Genomic DNA, 18,212 nt, shown 5'->3' on the forward strand with positions numbered 1-18,212 from the left:
TTGTCCTTTCGGACAAGGGATTGGAAGGGCGGCGGAGCCGTTTGCGGCTGCCGGCAGCCGCAAATGCAGCGCGGCTAGCGCGGAACCCTGGAAAGCCCGGTTTTTTCGTTTTGTAAAAACGAAAAAATGGCCCCGATTTATCAAAAAAATCTTTATTTTTGTGCAGTTGAATATTTATTTACGTTTTTTTTACTGATAGAATATTTTTTACAGGAGATTGTTTACGCTTTTTTTTGGAGGATTTATGAATAACGAGAAAGCTATCAAGGCGTTGGAACAGGTCAAAACCTATGTTTCTGCAAATTCGCTCGACGAACTCGACTACGCTATCGAAGTTCTGAAAAAACTGGAAAAAGAAGGCGTTAAAGATCCGCTTAACACTGATTTTTCTGCCATTAAAAAGTAATTTAGGAGATTTTGCTTAAAATGAATATGATTGGAACTTTTTGGTCGCTTGTACCGCCGGTTGTTGCTATTGCGCTGGCATTGATTACTAAAGAAGTTTATTCTTCGCTTTTTATCGGCATTGTAATCGGCGCCGTTTTTTATTCTGTGAGCGTTGGCTCGGGTTTTGCGGGATTTATTTCGCATCTTTTGAACAATACTGTCGGCGAAGGCGATGATGCTGTTTCTTACGGTTTGATTTCGTGTATTTCTGACAGTTACAATGTCGGAATTCTCGCTTTTCTTGTAATTCTCGGAACTATGGTTGCCCTTATGAACAAGGCTGGCGGTTCTGCCGCTTTTGGCAACTGGGCAAAAAAACACATTAAAACAAAACTTGGCGCTCAGGTTGCTACTATCTGTCTCGGAATTTTGATTTTTATCGATGACTATTTTAACTGTCTGACTGTTGGTTCTGTTATGAAGCCTGTAACCGACAAATACGGTGTAAGCAAAGAAAAACTTTCTTACCTTATCGACTCTACTGCGGCTCCTATCTGTATTATTGCCCCGATTTCTTCATGGGCGGCCGCGGTTTCTGGCTTTGTAACTGAAGGCGAAAACGGTCTTGCTCTTTTCTGCAAGGCTATTCCTTTTAACTTTTATGCTCTTTTTACAATCGTAATGCTTTTTGCCCTCGTTTTTATGCGTTTTGAATACGGCGAAATGTCTAAGTATGAAAAAGCAAAAGAATTTATGAAAAAAGACGATGAAGAAGTTTCGGTACCTGAAGAATCATCATCTGCAGAGGGAAAAAAGAAGGGAACTGTTGCTGATTTGGTTGTTCCAATCGCTATTCTTATTGTTTTCTGCGTTCTCGGCATGATTTATTCCGGCGGATTTTTTAGCGAAGGCGACTCTCATCTTAACTTTGTCAACGCTTTTGCAAATTCTGACGCTTCTGTAGGACTTGTAATCGGTTCTTTGTTTGGACTTATTGTTTCTCTCGTTTGGTATCTTGGACGCAAAGTTATTTCGTTTAAGTCGGCGATGCTGTGCTTGACGGACGGTTTTAAGGCTATGGTTCCTGCCATTTTGATTCTCTGTCTTGCCTGGACTCTTAAATCTATGACTGACAGTCTTGGCGCAAAAGACTTTGTTGCAGGCATTGTTTCTGGAAGCGCTGACAAGCTTCAAATGCTTCTTCCGGCAATTATCTTTGCAATCGCATGTTTCCTTGCCTTTGCGACCGGCACTTCTTGGGGAACTTTTGGAATTTTGATTCCTATTTGTATTGCGGCTTTCCCTGAAGGCTCGTTAAGAATTATTTCGATTTCTGCCTGCATGGCCGGCGCTGTATGCGGCGACCACGTTTCTCCAATTTCTGATACAACAATTATGGCAAGCGCTGGCGCTCAGTGCGACCACGTAAACCACGTTGCGACTCAGCTTCCTTATGCTATGACAGTTGCGGTTGTTTCGTTCTTTACTTTTATCGTGGCAGGTTTTACTTCAAAACTTAACATTGCCCTCTGCTCTGCGATTTCGCTCTGCTTTGGCCTTGTGCTTTTGTTTGCAACTTTGATTTTTATTAAAAAGCGGACAGAAAAAGCCATGTCTGTTCAGCAGCAGGCTTAAAAACGTAAATTGCTTCGCTTTTAGCCCGCAATGACGATTAGACCTTGGTCTGTACAGCGTCATTGCGAGAAACTACGGAGCAATTTTTTTTCACTTGCTTAGTCTTTTATAATTTCCAGATTTTTGTATTGATATTTTGGCAAGAATCTTTTTATTCCGCCGTTCTCAAAATTGACTGTAACTGCGTATTCGCCTTCGGTTGTCGTAACTGCTGAAGTTATAATTCCATAACCATAATCATCGGTATAGATTTTTGCTCCGCGGTGATATTTTAATTTTATCGGGTCGGTTTCTGTGTCAGGATGGCTTAAGCCCAAATTTCCAAAATCGCCGTTATGCGAAAAAGAAGCTTTTTGTGAAGAAGTTTTTTTAAATCCGAACGGAAGATGCCCTAAAATTTTTATATTGTCAGGGTTTATTTCCTGCAAAAACGGACTTGGCGCCATATATTCAGAGCGGCCGTACATAATACGCCTAGAACAAGATGTCATATAAAGCTCGTCCTTTGCACGGGTAATGCCAACATAGCAAAGCCTGCGCTCTTCTTCAAGTTCATTTCCGTATTTGTCCTGCCTCGGAAAAATTCCATATTCCATTCCGGTAATTACAACGCGGCTAAATTCCAGCCCCTTCGTATTGTGAAGAGTGATTAAAGTTACGCTGTCTGCCTCTTCTTCGCCGTCTGATTCTTCTATTGTTCTGTCTAATTCAATATGATCCAAAAATTCCAGAAGACCTTCCCGCGTTGAATCATAAAAAACTGCCGAATTTGAAAGTTCTTGAATATTTGCATCGCGCTGAGTTCCGGCAATTTCGTCTTTTTCTGAATAATATGTCTTTAAGCCTGATTTTTCGGCAATAAAATCTATTAAAACCGAAAGTTTTTCGACTGGATTTACAATTTTTGCTTTTTCGGCTAAAATCCGCTCGTTTTCGTCTTTTTGCTTAATATTTTCTTTTATTTTTTCGTAAAAAGCGTCCATCGCCTCGACAAAAGAAGCAATTCCTTCCCTTGCCTTTTTTGAAAAAGACGCTCCGTTTTTGCGGCAAATTTCTACATAGTTTACACTCTGAATCTGCTCCTGAGAAGTTTCTTCGTTCTGGCTGCTATCTTCTTCCATAACAGAGTTATAAATCTCTTGGCGGCAGGCTTCTACAAGTTTATCCTGCGACGTTGCTCCGATTCCTCGCGCAGGTTTATTTATAATTCTTCTGAATGCGATTTCGTCCTTTGGGTTTGCAAGCAGCGCAAGATAAGCGAGAATATCTTTTATTTCTTCGCGTTCGTAGAATTTTAGAGAGCCGACAACGCGGTATGGGATTTTTCTTCGCAAAAATTCTGATTCAAATCCCATTGACTGAGCATTTGTGCGGTAAAGAATAGCCCAGTCGCTGTATGGAATTCCTGTTTTGTGTGTCTGCTCGATTAAATCTCCGCAAAATTGACACTCTTCGTTTTGATCAGGCAAAAAAATCAGTACAGGCTTTTTTCCTTCTCCACGTTCGGCACGAAGTTCTTTTCCAAGACGAGCCGAATTATTTTTTATAACGTCGTTTGCAACCGTCAAAATTTCTGATTTTGAGCGGTAATTACTTTCCAGACGGATTATCTGAGTTCCCGGAAAATGATTTTTGAATTGAAGAATATTTTTTACTTCAGCGCCACGGAAACGGTAAATCGACTGATCATCATCGCCAACAACACAAACATAGGTCTGTTTTCCGGCAAGCACCTGCAAAAGCCGAAACTGCGCCACGTTTGAGTCCTGATACTCGTCAACCATTATTACTCGAAAACGATTTTGGATTTTTGTGCGGACTGCTTCGTTTTTTTCAAGAACAAGCATTGGAAGAAGAATCAAATCTCCAAAATCAACATTGCCGGTTTCGCGCAGACGGGCTGTATAGTTTGAATAAATTTGCGCAAAATCATCTTCGCTGTCAATTTCTTCGCCAAGTTCTTCCATAAGTTCGGCAATTTCGACCGAATCGTCCGGCGTTAAAGCGTAATCTTTGCAAAGACTGATTAAATGCGCGTAATGATTTGCCTGCTTTCTGGCAAGATTTGGATTTGCCCTAGAAAGGAGAGTTACCATGTCGTCGTCATCATAAACCGTAAAATTCGGGTCGACTCCAGCCTGCGCTGCAAAAAGACGGAGAAACCAGGCGCCAAAAGAGTGAAACGTCCTGATTTGTGAATAACGCACCCGGCTGTCGAGAGCAACAGCCCTTTGCTGCATTTCGTTTGCCGCTTTTTTTGTAAAAGTAACTGCAAGAATCTGATACGGATCGATGTTTCGTTCAGAAATAAGATAAGCAATTTTTGTAGTAATTACGCGTGTTTTTCCTGAACCTGCTCCTGCCAGAATTAAGAGAGGAGAACCTTCATGTTCAACGGCCGCCCTTTGTTCAGGATTCAAGACGCTTAAAAACTCATTCATTTTGCATTTGCCACCTTTGCAGTTTTAACCGTTTATTTCCTGCGCAAATTTCAACTTGTTTCTTTTGATTGTCTCGTTAAGCGGACTGTCGCAGACAAAGTCGCCGTTTAAATCAACAGTGCCGGCGCTGTTTATATGAACGCGCACAAGTCTTCCGGAAAGAACCGCTTTTTGCTCTTCTGGATTTGAGCGGTCATAATTGACGACAACCGAACCGTCAACTTCCGGCGCTTGAAACCATGCCCTTCCAATTGCAATTCCTTCTTCAGGAGAATCTTCGTTTTGAGCGAGAACTTCTTCAATCAAAACATCGTAATCTTTGCCGCAACGCTCCTTTAAGCGCTGTGCTGTAATTTGCTCCTGAAGCGCAACCAGTTTTTCGGCACGTTCATTTGCTTTTTTTGCAGGAACCTGTTTTTTTAAGTTGTAAGCCGGAGTATCATCTTCCCTTGAATACGGAAAGCAGCCTGACCAATCTGTAGAAATTTCTTTTAAGAAGCTAAGAGTATTTTCTGCCTGAGCATCTGTTTCACCAGGAAAACCTGCCAAAAAAGTCGTCCGGATCGCTGCGTCTGGAAAAAAGCTCCTGATTTTTTCGATTGTCTGCGCATACTTTTTGTGATTTCCGGTTCTGTGCATTTTGAGAATGATTTCGTCATCTCCGCTCTGAAAAGGAATATCAAAATAAGGCAAAAAGCGTCTATCGGATTTTATCACAGGCAAAATGTCAGGATTAAAATGGTCTGGATGAATATAAAGCAGCCGAAGACGGAAAGTTCCTTCGATTTTTGAAATTTCTTTGAGCAAACGGCAAAGTCCAGATTCGCCTTTGTCTTCGCAAGCAAGTTCAGCATCGCTTCCTGGAGTTCCAAGAGGAAGATAAGTGCGCCCTGTTCCAAAAACATTGTCAGAACTGCCTGTTCCGTAAGCTGCCAAATCTTGTCCGATTAAATTGATTTCGTAAACGCCTTTTTTGAGAAGAATTTTAATTTCTTCAATAATTTCAGAAGCATGACGAGAACGCAATTCTCCACGGATGATTGGAATTGCACAGAAGGAACAGCGGTTGTTGCAACCTTCAGTAATTTTTACAAAGGCGGTTCCAGCAAAAGAAAGAAGCAAATTCCGGTTTGCGCCGCAAACTCCTTTTTGAGCAAATTTATGGACTGGACGCTTATTTTGCATAACTTCTTTTGCAGTGATTACGATTTTTGAAAGATCACCGTTTCCAAAAAAGCCGTCTGCTTCCGGCAAATTTTCTTTTAAGTCCTCTGCGTAACGCTCAGCAAGGCAACCTGCCAAAAGAATTTTTGCGTTCGGATAATTATTTCTTGCGTTTAAGACTGCATTCAAACATTCGGTTTTTGCAGATTCAATAAAGCCACACGAATTGATGATGATTAAATCCGCCTCAGAAGGTTCAAAAGTCTGTTCCCACTCTTGAGTTCCTGTCAAATGCGAAATTAAAATTTCTCCATCCACCTGATTTTTTGCACAACCGTGCTGATCAATAAAAAATTTAATCGAGTTCATTTATTACCAGCTTGAATTTTCCATCTGTATCTTTTATCCAGCGAATATCCTGAACAATAACTTCTCCGGCTTTTGTAACTCCAATGTCGTAAGTTTTTGAAGCAACAATCACCTGAAGTTTTACAGTATTTCCGTTAGAAATCCACAAGCGCACGCCGTTACTTGCAGTCATATTTACAGTGTCGCCGTTTGCAAGATAATCTTCGACAGCATCTTTTCTGTCCAGACGATAACGGAACAGACAGCCTGCACGGAAGTCCGCACGAACCGTAAACGGATAAGCCCTTGTATCTTCGAGAATAACAGTGCGTTTTTGGTTTTGAGGAAGTTCACCAACGCTAGGAATTTCAGAAGTTTTTGTTTCTCCTGCGACAGCATTCGAAGCATTTTTAAGAAGAATTCTAACTTCAGCGCCACGGTCATTTGTTCCAGTGGAAACATCTGAAACATAGACAATCAGCTCTGGCTTTGAATCGCCGTCAACATCAACTTCGAGCTCTTCTGAAAGTTCAATATGCTGAATTCCAGCAGGAGTTTCCAAACACAAATCACCGACAGTATTTGCAACAGTCACGACAACATCTCCGCCACTAGTTCCCAAAATCAATTGGTCGCCTTTGTAAATTCTTGTAGCAAGAGGTTTTTCCGTAAGTTCGTATTTTTTTGACTGAAAATCGTTCTGTAAAGCAGCAAGAACTGCATGCTCTTCAGCTTTCTTTTTCATAAAAAGAACAGCAAAAGTAACTCCAGTTGCAAAAACAAGAATCGAAATTATTATGATTACAGTAATTAAAACTTTCGGCCGCCTGCGGACAATCAAACCGTCTGGAATCGGAGATTCCTGCAATGTTTTTGCATGATAAAGCTGGAGCAATTTTTGAGAATCAAGTCCGAGGTATTCAGCATAATTCTTCAAAAAACCGACAAGATATGGCTCACCAGGAAAAATTACGGCATTTTCGTCTTCAAGAGCCTTTAAATAGGTGGAAGTAATTGAAGTTTCTCTGGAAATAGTTTCAAGTTCCAGTCCTTTTTCTTCCCTTTTGTTTTTTAGAATTGTGCCATAACTTTCCATTTTTGTTCTTCCCTGAAAAATATACTTTAAAAAATCTTAAGGCTGCCTTAAAAAAATACATTTTCAAAGGCAACCTGAAAAAAATGCGATAACTTAAAATTTTACAAATTACTGTTCAGTAAACAGAAAATTGTTGTAATTATTAGCAGAAGTTGGCGGATCATAAATAAAACGCTGATCCGAAATTCCCTGATTTATCGAGTAATTTGAAAAATCAAACTGGAATTTTTCGTTTTGAGGCGTAATTGCTTCAATTCTACGGATAAGCTTTGATTCGGGCAAAATTGCAAGGTTGATGTAACGGAACGCTTCAGAAGTATTGCGACGGCTCAAAACCAATTTTACTACATTTTCCGTGCTTCCGTCTTCGAGAGGAACCGCTTCCTGTCCGCTTTCGTACGCAACAGAATAATACCTGCTCATTAAAGAAAGCCCTTGTGCAGTCGCAAGGTTTGCAGCGCTTCCTGTTCCCGAAGATTCAACTGTCTGATTTAAGATTGCGGCGGATTCAGGAAGATAAATCGTAAGCAAATCTCCATTAAAACAGATTACCTGATTGTCTGGTTTTGTAAAATCAATGCGCAAAAGATTCGGACGTTTAAAATTTACATGCCCTTCCATAACTTTTTTTGCAGCCTTAATTGAAACATCAGCCTCATAATCTTCAATTTTTCCATATTCAGCTGAAACATTCTGAAAAAAAGCCGCCGCAGTTAAAATTCCTTGAGCATAAACAGAAAATCTGGAAAAACAGGTAAAAATCAACGCTGTCAATACAAATATTTTTTTCATTATTTTTCCTCATCAGTTGAAGCTGTGTTTTCTTCATTTAGTTTTGCCTGTTCTGCAAGCTCACGGCAATGAACTTCGCTCTTTACAATTTCGTAGAATTCTTTTCCGTCCATTGTTTCGATTTCAAGGAGGCGGTTTGCAATGAATTCGAGCAAATCTTTGTGCTCTTTCATCAATTCAACAACATGAGAATAGCGTTCGTTCATTACGCGGGCAATTTCTTCATCGACATAACGCTGTGTTTCTTCAGAAAATTCGCGGTAAATATTTGGATCTGCGCCCTGATGCCCCAAAACACCTTTTCCAAGCGTCATGTTTCTGAATTTTGCAGACATACCAAAATCTGTAATCATGCGTTTTACAAGGTCTGTTGCGCGGGCAATGTCATTTGAAGCGCCAGTAGAAATGTCGCCAAGCACAACTTCTTCCGCAGCACGTCCGCCAAGACAACTGTCAACTTCGTTTATAATATCTTTGCGAGTCATAAAGTTTTTTTCTTCTTCTTCGCGATATTGTGTAAATCCGCCAACGCCATGGCTTCTCGGAACAACTGTAATTTTATTGACAGGGGCAAAATCCGGAGTAAAGGCAGCAACAAGAGCGTGTCCAGTTTCGTGGACAGAAACAAGGCGCATTTCTTTTTTGTTGTCTTTGCGGCTTTTCTTTTTTAGACCAATGCTAACTTTGTCGATTGCTTCATTAAAGTCTTCCATTGTTACTTTTTTGCGGCCATTGCGGACTGCCATAAGCGCAGCTTCGTTTACAACGTTTGCAAGGTCTGCACCCGCAAAGCCTACAGTTCCGTGGGCAACAGAAACAAAATCAACGTCTTTATCAAGCTTTACATTTTTAGAGTGAATTCTCAAAATGTCTTCGCGGCCTTTTACGTCCGGTTTTTCAACAGGAACCTGACGGTCAAAGCGGCCTGGACGCAAAAGCGCAGGATCAAGAATATCTGCACGGTTTGTAGCAGCAAGAATGATAAGTCCTTTTTCGTTGTCAAAACCGTCCATCTCTACCAAAAGCTGGTTCAAAGTCTGTTCACGCTCGTCGTTTCCACCGCCATAACCGTTCATACGGCTTTTTCCAAGGGCATCGATTTCGTCAATAAAAATAATGCACGGAGCTTTTTCGCGGGCTTGACGGAACAAATCGCGTACACGGCTTGCTCCAACACCGACAAACATTTCTACAAAGTCAGAGCCCGAAATGCTAAAGAACGGAACTCCAGCTTCGCCGGCAACTGCACGCGCAAGAAGAGTTTTTCCTGTTCCAGGAGGACCAACGAGCAAAACGCCTTTTGGAATTTTACCGCCAATGTCAGTATATTTTTTTGGTTCCTTCAAAAAGTCAACAACTTCGACAAGCTCTTCTTTTGCCTCGTCAACGCCGGCAACATCAGAAAAGCGCGTTTTTACCTTGCCTTCTTCAACTGTCTTTGCACGGCTTCCGCCTGCTCCAAAAAGGGAACCCATTCCGCCAATTCCGCTGCCCATTTTGCGGAAAATAAAGAAATACATTAAAAGAAGGATTCCAATCGGAAATGCAAAATTCAACAGAAGCTGAACAAACCAGTTTGTCTGTTTTATGATAAATTTATATTCAACATGCTTTTCGTTTAAAAGAGAAACAAAATCCTGCATTAAAACGCCAGTTGTCCGGTAAACTTTTCGGCTTTCGCTCTGAACCCTGCGAATTTTGTTCCATGGGAGCTGAGGCGATTTTAAAACTGAATCAGAAGAATCATTTTGAGTTGCAGTTGTATTCTCAGCAACAGGAACTCCATAGCCTGTAAATGAATTTTCGCCCATTTCGACATAGACAATTGTTCCATCTTCTACAAGATTACGGAATTCCGAAAAAGGAATTGTGTTGTCGGCTTTTGGAAGCAAAAACATATTGATGAATGCAAGCGCGAGCACTGTAACGGCAAGCATTGTAAAAAAAGGAAAGCGCGAAGGCTTTTTTCCACCGTTTTTGTCACCGTTTTCTGGCTCATCAATTGAAAGTTTAAAAAAACTATACGGATCAAAATCCTGAGAATTCTGTTTGTTTTCGTTATTTTTGTCTGCCGGCTTTTTTTCTGACGTTTTTTCCTGCTTGTTTTCGTCTTTTTTTTCTTTTGGTTCCGGCACAAATGACGGTTTGTCCTGTTCGTTTTTCTGATCGTCGCTCATTTATTCCTCAAAAATTTATAGTGTTGATAAAATCGTTGTATCGTAACGTCTTAAAACTTGCCAAACTTTCTAAAAATTTACCAAAGGAAAATTTTAGAATGGCACGCTATAAATATAATAAAATTTGCATCATTATACAAACAGAAAAACTAAGCTTCGGCAACAAAATTTCCAGTTACGGCGGCAGTTGTTGAATAAACTGAACGCTTTCCAAAATAAGGATTGGCATTATGAATTTCTGCAAGCTGTTTTTTTACGCTTTCAATATGTTCTTTTAATAGATCCTGATTGCGCGCATTTTGAGCGAGAACTTTTTTCTGCAAGTCTGCAAGCTCCGCCTGCATTTTTTTTACGCTGATTTTATCTTCTGCGCCAAGTTCCGTTCCATGCGAAACTGCATTGTACATGCTTTGCATAGGTTCAATCACTTTCTGCAAATTTGAAATATTTGAAACAATCTGCTGTTCAAGCTCAGCATGAGCTACAAGCGCATCTCCATCTTCTTCTTCAATCTTATTCTGCTGGCACTCAAGCACATGCAGATATTCTCTAAATTTATTGCGCTGCTGTTCAAGCAAAGTTCTAAAACGTTTTAAAACAGCAATTCTTTCGTCAATCTGTGCCTGAGTTAATTCCATAAATTACCCCTCGATATTAAGACCGCCACCAAAACCGGTGTTTACAGCATTTGACTGACTGTTTGCCGCCTGAACCCAAGCAGCAGACAATTGATTGAGCATATTAAGGACAAATTCAATCTTTTTTTTGTCTTTGTTGATATTTGACGACATAAGTTCCCGGTTAAAATAAATGTAAAGAGACATAAGGTTTGAAGCAATTTCTCCGCCAGCCGACATGTTGAGGCTCGCCTGAAGCTCGCTGATTATATCCTGCGCTTTCATTATATAATTTCCAAATTTTTCGATATTTTTTGCTTCAATTTTTGAATCTGAATCAAAACATTCCAATGCGTTGGTTAAATTTTTTATAGCGCCTTCGTAAAGCAAAACAACAAGTTTTCCCTGACTCGCTGTTTTTATTCCTGTGTTTTTATATGCCGTATAAGCATTGTTCATGAATCCCATTTTCAGCCTCCCACATTTTTATAGAAGAGAATCTTTAAAAATGCAGTTTTAGAGATATTCTTCATTATATTTTCGGCAATTGAATTTTTTTGTTTAGCAGGAAAGAAGAAAAATACGTTTTAGAATTTTTTTAAGATAATTTTTTGGCAATTTTTCTAAAATCAGGCATAAAGCGTTCTATATAGGAATAAAAATTTTTGTCGTGATAAATATACAGAAAATGAGTCATTTCGTGAAAAACAACATAATCTATACATTCCTGCGGAAAATTAAAAAGTTCCCAGGATAAAGTAATTGTTTTGTTTTTTGTGTTGCAGTTGCCCCATATTGAGTGCATTGAACGCCCTTTTACAGTAAATTCCGGCAATGCGTTTTTTTCAAAAAACGAAGAAAGCATGTCTGCGCTCTGCATAAATTTTTTTAGCGCAGATTTTTTCCACAAGGCTGAATAATTAAAATTTGTTTTTCCGAAAATTCTGTCGGAAGATAAAAAGCCCGACTTTGCCGCAACTCCGTCCGGATTTAGAAAAATGCTGTTTTGCTTTGATTTTTTTACTTTTTGAACGCTTTTTTCAATCCAGTCTTTTTTTTCTTCGATAAATTTTTGAATTTTTTGTTCGCTTTCCAAAAAAGACGCCGTGCAGACAACTTCGCCAAAACGGTTTACGTGAAGACGGATTGACCGCATATTTTTACGAATTATTTTTACTTTTATGCCGCTATTTTCCAAAAATCGCTCCAGCCGCGCCAAAAACTCCGCACGAAGCAAGAGTCATTACAACTGCCGCTAAGAAAACTCCGCCCAAAACTGCAAGAACAGTCTGGCGCGGCTTCATGTCTAGAAGGCTGGCAGCCAAAGTGCCTGTCCATGCGCCTGTTCCAGGCAATGGAATTCCGACAAATAAAAAAAGTGCAAAAAACAAACCGCTGCCAGCCTTTTTTTCAAGTTTTTCGCCGCCTTTTTTACCTTTTACAAGAAAAAAATTGCACATTTTTCCAATGTATTTTTTTGAACTTCCCCATTCAAGAAATTTTCTGGCAAAAAAATAGATAAACGGAACTGGAAGCATATTTCCAAGCATTGAAAAAAGATTTATTAAAACAATATATTTTACAGAAAGAGATTCTTCGCTAAGCCCCAAAAAAGAAGAAGCAAGCGCAACTCCGACAGGAATAGCGCCCCGAAGCTCAATCAGCGGAATCATCGAAATAACAAAAACGATAAGAAAAATTTTTAACATTGTCCTAATATACAGGACAATGTTTTTTTATAAAAGTGGTGAATTTTGTAATTTTTTATCTCTGTAGTTTTGCGTAACTAAAATATTGTTTTTTTGTTATATTTTATTGTAGTTTACAAAAGTTGACGGTGGACTTACGCCGGATGCAAAGGGCGCAGTTGGAGGCGAAGCCGCCAATGAGGGCTACCGAACCCGTAGCAGCCGGAATTTCTTGAAAATTCAGCGCCAAGACAGGCAAAATTCGGCTTAAAATTTGAATGCCGTCCAAAAAAAAGGAGATAAGGTAAAATTAAATGATTGAAGTTTTTAAGCTTTCAAAGCATTTTGGAACTTTTAAGGCAGTCGATGAAATCAGTTTTTCGATTCCGACTGGGCAAATTGTTGGACTTTTGGGACCAAATGGCGCCGGAAAATCGACGACAATGAGAATGATTACCGGTTTTTTGCAGCCGACTTCCGGTTTGATTAAGATTGATGGCAAAAATATTGAAGAAAATGCCGTCGAATGCAAGAAAAAAATCGGTTATATGCCGGAAAGCGCGCCTTTGTACGGCGAAATGATTGTTGACGATTATTTGCGCTATGTTGCCCAGATTCAGGGACAGAATCCTGACGAAAAAGTTCCGGTTTTGTGCAGGGAATGTGGACTTAAAGAAGTCATGCACAAAAATATTTCTGATTTGAGCCGCGGCTACAGGCAGAGAGTAGGTCTTGCGCACGCCTTGATGAATGATCCGGAAATCTTAATTTTGGACGAACCGACTTCTGGTCTTGACCCGAACCAAATTGGCGAAGTACGCGCCTTGATTAAAGAAATCGGAAAAACAAGAACAGTTATTATTTCGACACATATTCTCGGCGAAGTGGAAATGATTTGCGACAGAGTTATTATTATTTCTGGCGGAAAACTCGTTGCCGACAGTCCGACCGGCGAACTGAGGGAACGATACGGAACCAGCGCAAGTGTCTTTGTTGAAGCTTCTGGCTGTGGTTTTGAAAAACTTTCTGAAATATTGAAAAAAATTGACGGTGTTGGCGCTGTTACGGCAGAAAAAACGGAAAATGCAAACTTGGGACACAACGAAAAAACTGCCGGAGCTCTTGTTCAGGTTAAAGATAATATGGAAATCAGGCCGCAGATTGCAGCGGCTGTGAACAAAGCTGGTTTTGAGCTTTATGAACTTTCGCTCAGAAGAAACAGTCTTGAAGATATTTTCCATACTTTGACGGAAGATTCGCCTTCGGAAAACGCATTAACACAAAAAAACTAAAGAGGATACAAAAATGACTGATATTTTAGAAACTAACAATCCGCTCTCTAACGCAAGTTCAATGGCAAAGATAAGTTCAAGGAAAAAAGCAAAAACAAAAAATCCGGCTTTTGTAATTATGTGCCGCGAATTAAAATCTTATTTTTCCAGCCCGATTGCTTATATCGTTACCGGACTTTTTACGCTCGCTTCCGGTTTTTTGTTTTTTAACACATTTTTTCTTGCAAACCGCGCCGAATTAAGACAGTTTTTTGGGCTTTTGCCGGTACTTTTTTCTTTTTTTATTCCAGCTCTTTCTATGAGGAGTTTTGCCGAAGAAAAAAAATCGACTTCTCTCGAAACCTTGCTCACCCTTCCGGTAACAGTTTTTGATGTTGTCGAAGGAAAATTTCTGGCTGTCTTTATTTCTGGTCTTGTGCTTTTAATTCCTTCTCTTTTTTACGTTTTAACCTGCTTTATTTTTGGCTCTCCTGATGCAGGCCCGATTTTGGGCGGTTATCTCGGCTCAATCTTTTTAACAGCAGGTTTTAGCGCGATTGGAATTTTTGCTTCGAGCACAACGAAAAATCAGATTATTGCTTTTTTTGAGGCTTTTGCAATTTGCATAATTCTGACTCTGCTTTCAAATTTTGCGGTTTTTCTGCCGGCTTTTCTTGTAAGAACGGTAACTTACCTTTCTTCGCTAAGCCATTTTGAATCTATTTGCCGCGGAATTATCGACAGCCGCGACATTGTTTATTTTGTTTCGCTTACGGTTATCTTTTTTGCGCTGACTGTCCGCTCTGTAAACAATGGACAAAAATAAAAATTCTATAAGACTGGAGTTTAAAACAACAATATGAAAAAATTTATTGAATGGTTAAAAAGTCCAAAAAGCGACATTTTTCTCTTTTTAACTGCAATTCTTCTCTTAAATCTTGTATGCTCAAAGGCATTTTTCCGCCTTGACCTTACAGCCCCAAAATCTTATTCGCTTTCACAGTCGAGCAGGCAGATTGTTAAAAATCTTGAACAACCGCTTTCGATAAAAGTATTTTTTACAAAAAATCTGCCGGCTCCCTACAACACAATCGATCAGTATATCCGCGATCTTCTGGTTGAATACAAAGGCGCCGCAAATTCAAATTTTTCTGCTGAATTTTTTGACATGGACAAAGAAGAAAATCAAAAAATCGCAAGAAATTACGGAATCTCTCAAGTTCAAATTCAAGAATTAAAGAACAACGAAGTCGGTTTTAAGCAGGTCTGGATGGCTTTGACTGTAAGTTATGCCGACCGAACGGAAATAATCGACGGATTAAGTTCTGCCGACGGCCTTGAATACACCCTCACAACCACAATGAGCCGTCTTATAAGCACAACTTCGGCTCTTGCAGGATTGCAGGGAAAAGCAAAACTTTCTCTCTATCTGACAAAAAAACTCGAACAGTTCAATATAAACGGCCTCAAAAATCTTGAAAAAACAGTTTCTGCCGCATACAAATCTGTAAACTCAAAAAATATGGATAGAATCGAATTTGAAACAATAGATCCTTCTGAGCAAGAAATTCCGGAACTCGTCGAAAAATACGGAATTCAAAGCCTGAGCTGGCAGGACGCCGACGGAGAAAAAACTGGAGTTATCGGGCTTGTTCTTGAATACGGACAGGAATTTAGGCTTTTGAACGTAAAAATGTCGCGTTCATTTTTTGGAAACATAATTTCTGGCACAGACAGCCTTGAAGACGAATTGAATGAAAACCTAAAAAGCCTTGTTTCTAAACCAAATATTATAGGCTATGTAACAGGACACCGCGAACTCGACTACAAAAACGCACAGTCGCAGGCAAATGCAGCGGTTTTCAATTCAATTATTTCTGACCGCTACGAATTTAAGGATTTAAATTTAAAAGATGATGAAATTCCTTCCGGCATAAAAAGTGTCGTTATAAACGGCGCAAAAGAAAAATTCGAAGAAATTGAACTTTACAAGCTTGACCAATTTTTGCTTCGTGGCGGAAATTTAATTATTTTCGACGACCAGTTTGAAGAAGTTTATCCGCAGGGACAAAACGCATATTACCAGATTCCGCAGTACAAACCTGTCGACAACGGTCTTGAAACAATTCTCTCAAAATACGGAATTTCTGTCGGAAAAGATTACGTTATGGACGAAAATTGCTATGTAAATCAGGATCAGCGTTCAGGTTCAACTCCGCTCTACTTTGCTCCAGTGCTTCAAAAATCAAATCTTGCAAAAAACAGCCCGATTACAAAAAATCTTGGCTACGTGATTATGCTTCAGAACAGTTCTATCAATGCAGAAAACGCTCAAAAAAATGCAGACGCAAAAGTTACAATTCTTGCTTCATCTTCTAAAAACAGCTGGCTCGTCAAAGACAACGTTACAGCAATTCCTCAGATGATTCGAAAACCAACCGACAAAAGCGCAATGCAAAGCCAAAATCTTGCTGTTCTTGTAGAAGGAAAATTCAAAAGCGCTTTTGAAAAAAATCCAGTAGAAAATCAAAACGGTGAATTTAATTTTACCGACCATTACGCAAAAAGCGTTCAAAACGGCAAAATTTTTGTAATAGGTTCTTCAAAAATCACGACTGGTCAAGTTATGGACGAAAGCGGCAAACAGCCAGTTGCAATGTTTGTGCGCAACGTCATCGATTACATGAACGGCGAAATTGATTTGTGCTCAATGCGGACAAAAGGCTTAAGCTTAAACACTTTAAAAATCAAAAAAGGCATTTCGGCAGACATTGCAAAATATTTTAACGAATTTGGACTTGTGATTTTGGTTGCGCTGTGCGGTCTTGCAGTTCTTGCAAAAACTACAGCTAAGAAAAGGGCAATCCGCGAAAAATACAATCCAGACGACAAACGCGAAATTAAGACAGAGGAAACAAAATGAACTTAAAAAATGCAAAAATAAGAAAAATCGTTTTATTGACGGCAATCGTCATTCTTGCAGCGATTTACGCTGTTCAACTTGTAACCGGCTCGCGTTCTCCTATAAAAAACTTTATTCTGCGGGAAAAACCGGACACACTTATAATCGAAAACTCTTCGCAAACCGTAAAACTTTTTTATGAAGGCGGGCTGTGGTACGTAAGTGAAGAAAAAATCAGCGGCGATGACCAGAAAATCGAAACTTTAGTAAACGCCATCAAAAACATAAAAACGCTCGGAACAGTAAGCCGCTCTTCGGCCGTTTCCGAACTCGACAGGTACGGTTTTACAGACTCGCAGACACTTACCGTCAAAGCAGAAAAATCTGGAAAAACAATCCGAACCTTAAAAATCGGCAAAAATTCCGAAACAAATCTTTCTTCTTATATTAGGCTCGATGAAAAACCGGAAACTTTGCTTGCTGACAGAAACCTGCGTTCTATTTTTGAAGTAAAAACCGAAGACCTTGAACAAAAAATTGAACAGCCGCAGGATGAAGAGCAACAGCCTGCAAATTAGCGGCAATTAAAACAAAAAACGCGGACTTCAAAAAGTCCGCGCCTTCGCCTTAAAAAAACAACAAAAAACTAAAGTAAAATTTTTAGTTTTTGCGCTAGACATTCATAGTGGATTTTATTAACTTTTCCAAAAAGTTCGCCGTCAGTGTGGCTAACGTTTGGTTCAGAGGTGAACACATCGACAGTCCGGGCTTCTTTCATAAAAAATCCTTTTATTAAATCCTGCCTTGCCGCAAGCAAAAAAGGAAACGCAATAAAACACTTCCATTTTGGAATTCTCGCCGCAAGAGTAAACGAGAGTTTTCCGTCATTTGTATTTGCTTTTGGAGCCATTGGAACTCCTCCGCCCTCGCATGGAAAATTCATTGCAGCAAGAAAAATCGCCCTGTCAAATTCCTGAAACGCTCCGCCGTCAAAACTCACTTTAAAAGTCGAAGTCTTCATTGTAAAAAGCGTTTTTACCGTCATAACGGCATAACTGAGAGAATTCAAATGCAGCTTGTTCATTATATTTTTGATTTTTGAGCGGTTAATTTCCGTTCCGACAAGAGCATTTAGTCCAAGTCCCGATGAAATTCCAAAAATCCGCCGTCTTCCGCCGGACTCAACCATTCCAAGGTCAATTGTTTTTATTCCTGTCGAATTCAAAATCATATCGACAACTTTTTCTGTATTTTTTAACGGCAACCCCAATCCGCGGCTAAAATCGTTGCCCGAACCAGTAGGAATTACCATAAATTTTAGCCGTTCAAAGCTGCGGATTCCATTTAAAACTTCGTTAATCGTTCCGTCACCGCCAACGACAATCAGGCGAATATCATCATCTTCTTTTTCGCTAATCTGTTCCGCCAAAACCGCCGCATAGCCTTTTGTTTCCGGCACAAATTTTTGATATTTTACACCGCGTTCATCTAAAATTTTCTGAACCTTGTTCCAAACTCCGACCGCCTGTCCTGAGCCACCGTGCTCATTCACTATAAAATAAAACATTCTTCGATTTTAAAACACAATCCGGTTCAATTCAAGCAAAACAGCAAAACAAAAAACTGTGTAAAAAACAGTTTTTGCACTCTCCGATTTAGTCTTTCCAAATTTTATTTCAGATTCTCAACCTGCT

General features: G+C 39.7%; 16 protein-coding genes. 6 read left to right on the plus strand and 10 right to left on the minus strand.

Annotated features, from left to right (window positions below; genetic code table 11):
- Positions 1-244: 244 nt before the first annotated feature.
- Both B4N75_RS07980 and B4N75_RS07985 read left to right on the plus strand, forming a co-directional pair.
- On the plus strand, positions 245-406 hold the full coding sequence (locus B4N75_RS07980; protein ID WP_200806549.1) for a hypothetical protein: 162 nt from the start codon (positions 245-247) through the stop codon (positions 404-406).
- 20 nt (positions 407-426) lie between these two features.
- Positions 427-2,022 (plus strand): Na+/H+ antiporter NhaC family protein, encoded by a 1,596-nt coding sequence (locus B4N75_RS07985; RefSeq protein WP_296668773.1) that lies wholly within the window; start codon positions 427-429, stop codon positions 2,020-2,022.
- A 98-nt stretch (positions 2,023-2,120) separates the two neighbouring features.
- On the opposite strand, the gene B4N75_RS07990 is transcribed toward B4N75_RS07985, so the two are convergent.
- The 9 genes from B4N75_RS07990 to B4N75_RS08030 all read right to left on the minus strand — a co-directional run bounded on the left by B4N75_RS07990 (position 2,121) and on the right by B4N75_RS08030 (position 12,366).
- A complete protein-coding gene (locus tag B4N75_RS07990; RefSeq protein WP_296707082.1) occupies positions 2,121-4,463 on the minus strand; it encodes an ATP-dependent helicase in 2,343 nt (780 codons plus the stop codon).
- Positions 4,464-4,487: 24 nt separating this feature from the next.
- Positions 4,488-5,996: a 30S ribosomal protein S12 methylthiotransferase RimO gene (gene rimO / locus B4N75_RS07995; protein ID WP_296707084.1), complete on the minus strand. Its 1,509-nt coding sequence runs from the start codon at positions 5,994-5,996 to the stop codon at positions 4,488-4,490.
- Positions 5,983-7,071, minus strand: coding sequence for a helix-turn-helix domain-containing protein (locus B4N75_RS08000; RefSeq protein WP_296707086.1), 1,089 nt, complete (start codon positions 7,069-7,071; stop codon positions 5,983-5,985). Before B4N75_RS08000 ends, rimO begins: the two co-directional genes overlap by 14 nt.
- A gap of 108 nt (positions 7,072-7,179) precedes the next feature.
- Complete coding sequence (locus B4N75_RS08005; protein ID WP_296023183.1) at positions 7,180-7,863, minus strand: LolA family protein; 684 nt, start codon at positions 7,861-7,863, stop codon at positions 7,180-7,182.
- Positions 7,863-10,040 carry an ATP-dependent zinc metalloprotease FtsH gene (gene ftsH, locus B4N75_RS08010; protein WP_296707088.1) on the minus strand — a complete coding sequence of 726 codons (2,178 nt, stop codon included), beginning with the start codon at positions 10,038-10,040 and terminating at the stop codon, positions 7,863-7,865. Before ftsH ends, B4N75_RS08005 begins: the two co-directional genes overlap by 1 nt.
- Before the next feature lie 149 nt (positions 10,041-10,189).
- Positions 10,190-10,678 carry a flagellar export chaperone FlgN gene (gene flgN / locus B4N75_RS08015; protein ID WP_296023177.1) on the minus strand — a complete coding sequence of 163 codons (489 nt, stop codon included), beginning with the start codon at positions 10,676-10,678 and terminating at the stop codon, positions 10,190-10,192.
- Positions 10,679-10,681: 3 nt separating this feature from the next.
- Positions 10,682-11,125: a flagellar export chaperone FliS gene (fliS, locus tag B4N75_RS08020; protein WP_296023174.1), complete on the minus strand. Its 444-nt coding sequence runs from the start codon at positions 11,123-11,125 to the stop codon at positions 10,682-10,684.
- 130 nt (positions 11,126-11,255) lie between these two features.
- The gene (locus B4N75_RS08025; RefSeq protein WP_296707090.1) at positions 11,256-11,855 is read right to left on the minus strand and encodes a M48 family metallopeptidase; all 600 of its coding nucleotides are present in this window, start codon (positions 11,853-11,855) and stop codon (positions 11,256-11,258) included.
- Complete coding sequence (locus B4N75_RS08030) at positions 11,845-12,366, minus strand: COG2426 family protein (protein WP_296023167.1); 522 nt, start codon at positions 12,364-12,366, stop codon at positions 11,845-11,847. Before B4N75_RS08030 ends, B4N75_RS08025 begins: the two co-directional genes overlap by 11 nt.
- Before the next feature lie 293 nt (positions 12,367-12,659).
- On the opposite strand from B4N75_RS08030, the gene B4N75_RS08035 reads away from it, so the two are divergent.
- From B4N75_RS08035 to B4N75_RS08050, 4 genes are read left to right on the plus strand one after another with little or no spacing between them, the layout of a single operon-like run.
- Positions 12,660-13,637: an ABC transporter ATP-binding protein gene (locus tag B4N75_RS08035; protein WP_296668762.1), complete on the plus strand. Its 978-nt coding sequence runs from the start codon at positions 12,660-12,662 to the stop codon at positions 13,635-13,637.
- Positions 13,638-13,650: 13 nt separating this feature from the next.
- On the plus strand, positions 13,651-14,442 hold the full coding sequence (locus tag B4N75_RS08040; protein WP_296668760.1) for an ABC transporter permease subunit: 792 nt from the start codon (positions 13,651-13,653) through the stop codon (positions 14,440-14,442).
- A gap of 33 nt (positions 14,443-14,475) precedes the next feature.
- Entirely contained in the window at positions 14,476-16,539 is a 2,064-nt protein-coding gene (locus B4N75_RS08045; RefSeq protein WP_296707092.1) for a GldG family protein, read from the plus strand.
- Entirely contained in the window at positions 16,536-17,096 is a 561-nt protein-coding gene (locus B4N75_RS08050; protein WP_296668757.1) for a DUF4340 domain-containing protein, read from the plus strand. Before B4N75_RS08045 ends, B4N75_RS08050 begins: the two co-directional genes overlap by 4 nt.
- Positions 17,097-17,164: 68 nt before the next feature.
- On the opposite strand, the gene B4N75_RS08055 is transcribed toward B4N75_RS08050, so the two are convergent.
- Positions 17,165-18,085: a diacylglycerol/lipid kinase family protein gene (locus tag B4N75_RS08055; protein WP_296707093.1), complete on the minus strand. Its 921-nt coding sequence runs from the start codon at positions 18,083-18,085 to the stop codon at positions 17,165-17,167.
- Positions 18,086-18,212 lie beyond the last annotated feature (127 nt).

The organism is Treponema sp. UBA7570, from assembly GCA_002477955.1.
Taxonomy (GTDB): Bacteria; Spirochaetota; Spirochaetia; order Treponematales; family Treponemataceae; genus Treponema_D.

Coding starts and splice junctions, on each gene's coding strand:
- B4N75_RS07980 (WP_200806549.1), top strand. CDS start 245: ATGAATAACGAGAAAGCTATCAAGGCGTTGGAACAGGTCAAAACCTAT.
- B4N75_RS07985 (WP_296668773.1), top strand. CDS start 427: ATGAATATGATTGGAACTTTTTGGTCGCTTGTACCGCCGGTTGTTGCT.
- B4N75_RS07990 (WP_296707082.1), bottom strand. CDS start 4,463: ATGAATGAGTTTTTAAGCGTCTTGAATCCTGAACAAAGGGCGGCCGTT.
- rimO (WP_296707084.1), bottom strand. CDS start 5,996: ATGAACTCGATTAAATTTTTTATTGATCAGCACGGTTGTGCAAAAAAT.
- B4N75_RS08000 (WP_296707086.1), bottom strand. CDS start 7,071: ATGGAAAGTTATGGCACAATTCTAAAAAACAAAAGGGAAGAAAAAGGA.
- B4N75_RS08005 (WP_296023183.1), bottom strand. CDS start 7,863: ATGAAAAAAATATTTGTATTGACAGCGTTGATTTTTACCTGTTTTTCC.
- ftsH (WP_296707088.1), bottom strand. CDS start 10,040: ATGAGCGACGATCAGAAAAACGAACAGGACAAACCGTCATTTGTGCCG.
- flgN (WP_296023177.1), bottom strand. CDS start 10,678: ATGGAATTAACTCAGGCACAGATTGACGAAAGAATTGCTGTTTTAAAA.
- fliS (WP_296023174.1), bottom strand. CDS start 11,125: ATGGGATTCATGAACAATGCTTATACGGCATATAAAAACACAGGAATA.
- B4N75_RS08030 (WP_296023167.1), bottom strand. CDS start 12,366: ATGTTAAAAATTTTTCTTATCGTTTTTGTTATTTCGATGATTCCGCTG.
- B4N75_RS08035 (WP_296668762.1), top strand. CDS start 12,660: ATGATTGAAGTTTTTAAGCTTTCAAAGCATTTTGGAACTTTTAAGGCA.
- B4N75_RS08040 (WP_296668760.1), top strand. CDS start 13,651: ATGACTGATATTTTAGAAACTAACAATCCGCTCTCTAACGCAAGTTCA.
- B4N75_RS08045 (WP_296707092.1), top strand. CDS start 14,476: ATGAAAAAATTTATTGAATGGTTAAAAAGTCCAAAAAGCGACATTTTT.
- B4N75_RS08050 (WP_296668757.1), top strand. CDS start 16,536: ATGAACTTAAAAAATGCAAAAATAAGAAAAATCGTTTTATTGACGGCA.
- B4N75_RS08055 (WP_296707093.1), bottom strand. CDS start 18,085: ATGTTTTATTTTATAGTGAATGAGCACGGTGGCTCAGGACAGGCGGTC.